At 60.0% G+C, this 4,095-nt stretch carries 2 protein-coding genes and 1 pseudogene; all 3 read left to right on the plus strand.

Features of this window, described 5'->3' with window-relative positions; genetic code table 11:
• The first annotated feature begins 9 nt into the window (after positions 1-9).
• Positions 10-1,382 (plus strand): annotated as a pseudogene (locus HT737_RS28460) (hypothetical protein).
• Entirely contained in the window at positions 1,379-2,401 is a 1,023-nt protein-coding gene (locus tag HT737_RS28465) for an HAD family phosphatase (RefSeq protein WP_182404486.1), read from the plus strand. Before HT737_RS28460 ends, HT737_RS28465 begins: the two are co-directional and overlap by 4 nt.
• A gap of 69 nt (positions 2,402-2,470) precedes the next feature.
• The coding region (locus HT737_RS28470; RefSeq protein ID WP_306287297.1) for an arylsulfatase at positions 2,471-4,095 on the plus strand (1,625 nt) is incomplete at its 3' end.

The raw sequence follows: 4,095 nt of genomic DNA on the forward strand, positions 1-4,095 counted from the left end.
GTTAACTCGATTGGCGATAACACAGACACCCCCTGTGGGAGCTGGCTTGCCAGCGATGAGGCCAGATCTGCCGGCAAAAAAATCTGCACCTTGCTCATAACCAGCTTGCTCAGCCTGAATGCCTCTGCCGCCGAACCCCAACTGAAAATCCACGCCCACCTGCAACCCGCCGAAGGGCGCCATGGTCGGCGGTCTGGTGGAGCTGCAAGTCGACGTGCTCACCGACACCTGGTTCACCCAGCGCCGCGACTCTGCCCGAACTGAAACTCGACGGCGCCCTGGTGACGCCGCCCGATGGCCGCGCCCAGCACCTGAATCAGACGATCGACGGACAATCCTTCAGCGGCTTGCGCTACAGCTACCTGATCACCCCGAATGTCGCCCGCCGCTTCGACATCCCGCCGTTGACGGTCTCTGCGACACCGGGTCAGGCCAGCAATGCAATCAATGCACACAGCCAACCCTTGCACTTCAGTGCCGCCCAGCCGCCAGGCTTTCAACCCGGAGAAACGCCGTTGGTGGCCAGCGATGTGCGCCTGAACCAAAGCCTGATCAACTCGGCAACCCCGTTGAAAACCGGCGACAGCGTGACCCGCCAACTGACCCTGCAGGCCGATGACGCACTGGCGATGGCGCTGCCGATTCCGCCACTGGGTGAGGTAGCCGGTCTGAGTCGTTATCCGCAGACCCCACAAGTCAGCCGTCTGGATGATGGCCGCGGCAACGTGCTCGGTGGTCAGCGGATCGACGCTGTCACCTACCGCATCGACAAGGCTGGCGCCTACACCCTGCCGGACATCGCGGTGAAATGGTGGGACGTCAAAACGCAGCAGAGCCGCATTGCGCAAGTGCCCGCCGTGACCTTCGAAGCCGCAGCCAACAGCGCCTACAAACCGGTGTTTTCGATCACCGATGATCTCAGGCAGCTTGGCCGCGACAATGTGCACGTCTCCGCACGCTGGCTGCTGTGGCTGGCGCTCCTCAGTGTCTTCGTCGGTGCTGGTTATTGGCTGCACCCTGTTGTGCTGCGCGCCCGGCGCCAATGGCTGGCACGCAAGCACGCGCGGCAATTGGCCCGGGAGCAATCGGCGGACTTCGCCTGGCAGCAGATCACGCCGCAATTGTTGACTCGGCCGGCGCAATTAAGCGCGGTGTATGTGTGGCTGCGCCGCCGTCGCCTCGGGCTGCGACTGGTGAATGCCGGCCCGCGCTTGCAGGGCCTGTTGCGCGGACTTTACGGGCGTGATCCGCAGACCGAACAAACACTTGTTCAACTGCGCCAATCGTTGACTACGCTTCACAGTCAGGTCGAACAACAGCCGCACAAACCAGCGTCGGCCCTGCGCCCACTCAACCCTGTTCAGGAAAGGGAATTCCCATGACCACCCCGCCGCCGCAGCGTCAACGTTTCAGCCTGGCATTGTTGTTTGCGCTGGTATTGCCATTGCTGGCCCAGGCCAGCGAACCTTTGCCGTCATGGAATGACGGACCTGCGAAAAACAACATCATTGCGTTCGTGCAAGCGGTTACCGACCAGAGCAGCAAGGACTTCGTCAAACCCGCCGAGCGTATCGCGGTGTTCGACAACGACGGCACCCTGTGGAGCGAGCAGCCGATGTATTTCGAGTTGCTGTTCGCCCTCGACGAGGTCAAGCGCAATGCGTCACAGCATCCGGAATGGAAAACCACTCAGCCATTCAAAGCGGTGCTGGAAAATGACCACAAGGCACTCGCCGCCGCTGGCATGGACGGCATCCTCAAGATCTTCGCCGCCACCCACACCGGCATGACCACCGAGGCTTTCGACGATTACGCCAAGACCTGGCTGAGCCAGGCGCGGCATCCGAAGACCGGCAAGCCCTACACCGAAATGATCTTCCAGCCGATGCTGGAAATGCTCGACTACCTGCGCAGCCAGGACTTCAAGACCTACATTGTTTCCGGCGGCGACACAGGGTTCATGCGCGCCTTCGCCGAGAAGGTCTATGGCATCCCGCCGGAACAGGTGATCGGCACCACGTTCGTCACCGCATTCCAGTTCAAGGACGGCCAGGCCTCGATCCTGCGCACCCGAAAACTGGCACACAACGACGACGGCCCGGGCAAACCGGAGAGCATTGATGCGGTGATCGGCAAACGGCCGATTCTCGCGTTCGGCAATTCCGACGGCGACCTGCAAATGCTGCAGTGGACCGCCGCTGGCCCCGGCAAACGCTTCATGGGGCTGGTGCATCACACCGACGCCAGACGCGAGTGGGCCTATGACCGAAAATCCGATATCGGGCGGCTCGACAAAGCCCTCGACGAAGCAAATTCCCGTGGCTGGACCGTGGTCGACATGGCGACCGAATGGCGCCGGATCTACCCGTTTGATCCACCGGCAAACGAGCAGGTGCAATAAGAAAAGCGTGATGCAGGACTGCAGGAAACGTAAGTCGCAATAAACGACCCCCGAAAAGGAGCAAGTCAGATGACTCGCATACGCAAATGGCTGCCGAAACTTGCCCTGGTGGCAACCTCGGTGATGGCGCTGTCGGCGACCGCCACAGCGGCTGAAAAACCCAACATTCTGGTGATCTTTGGCGATGACATCGGCCAGACCAATATCAGCGCCTATTCCATGGGCGTGGTCGGCTACAAGACCCCGAACATCGACCGGATTGCCAAAGAAGGCATGATGTTCACCGACTACTATGCCGAGAACAGCTGCACAGCTGGGCGATCGTCGTTCATCACAGGGCAGACGCCGCTGCGAACCGGCCTGTCGAAGGTCGGCTTGCCAGGTGCAACCGTCGGCCTGCAAAAGCGTGACATCACCATTGCCCAGGCCCTCAAGTCCCAGGGCTACGCCACTGGTCAGTTCGGTAAGAACCACCTCGGCGACCGCGATGAATACCTGCCGACCAACCATGGCTTCGACGAGTTTTTCGGCAACCTGTATCACCTCAACGCCGAAGAAGAACCTGAGCGTCCGAACTGGCCCAAGGACAATCCCGAATTCACCAAGGCCTTCACGCCGCGTGGGGTGATCCACAGCTTCGCCGACGGCAAGATTGAAGACACCGGTGCCCTGACCACCAAGCGGATGGAAACCATCGACGACGAAACCACCGCCGCGGCCCAGGCGTTCATCGAAAAACAGGCGAAGGCGGACAAACCGTTCTTCGTCTGGATGAACACCACCCGCATGCACTTGTTCACTCACGTGCGTGATTCGATGAAAGGCCAGAGTGGCATGGCCGGTAACGAATATGCCGACGGCATGATCGAGCATGACGGCGACGTCGGTAAACTGCTGAAAACTCTCGACGACCTGAAAATTGCCGACAACACCATCGTTGTCTACACCACCGATAACGGCCCGAACCAGTTCTCCTGGCCGGACGCGGCGACCACGCCGTTCCGTAACGAGAAGAACTCCAACTGGGAAGGTGCCTATCGCGTACCGGCTATGGTCCGCTGGCCCGGCAAGATCAAACCGGGTGAAGTGTCCAACGAACTGTTCTCGGGCATGGACTGGTTCCCTACGCTGCTCGCCGCTGCGGGCGAAGCCGATGTGAAAAACAAACTGCTCAAAGGCTGGGCACCCACTTCCGGTGGCACCAGCTTCAAAGTGCACCTGGACGGTTACAACCAACTGCCTTACCTGACGGGCCAGGCACCGAAGAGTGAGCGCCGTGAGTTCTACTACTTCAACGACGACGGCGTGCTGGTGTCAATGCGTTACGACAACTGGAAAGCGGTGTTCTGCGAACAACGTGCCCCCGGTGGTTTCAAAGTCTGGAGCGAGCCTTTCGTGTGCCTGCGGGTACCGAAAATCTTCAACTTGCGCATGGACCCGTATGAGCGCGCCGACGTGGTTTCCGATCAATACTATGACTGGACCACCAAGAACGTTTACCTGACCGAAGTGGCAGTGATGAAGTCGGCAGAGTTCCTGCAAACCTTCGTCGATTACCCACCAAGCCAACGGCCGGCGAGTTTCAGCATCGACCAGATCCGTCAGGCGGTGGACGCCAAAATCGCTGAAAAAAATGAAAGCGGCTCCGGCTGCACAGTAAGACTGTTGAACTGCCGCCCGCCCTCATCGGCGGG

The organism is Pseudomonas sp. MD195_PC81_125 (genome assembly GCF_014060985.1).
GTDB lineage: Bacteria > Pseudomonadota > Gammaproteobacteria > Pseudomonadales > Pseudomonadaceae > Aquipseudomonas > Aquipseudomonas parakoreensis.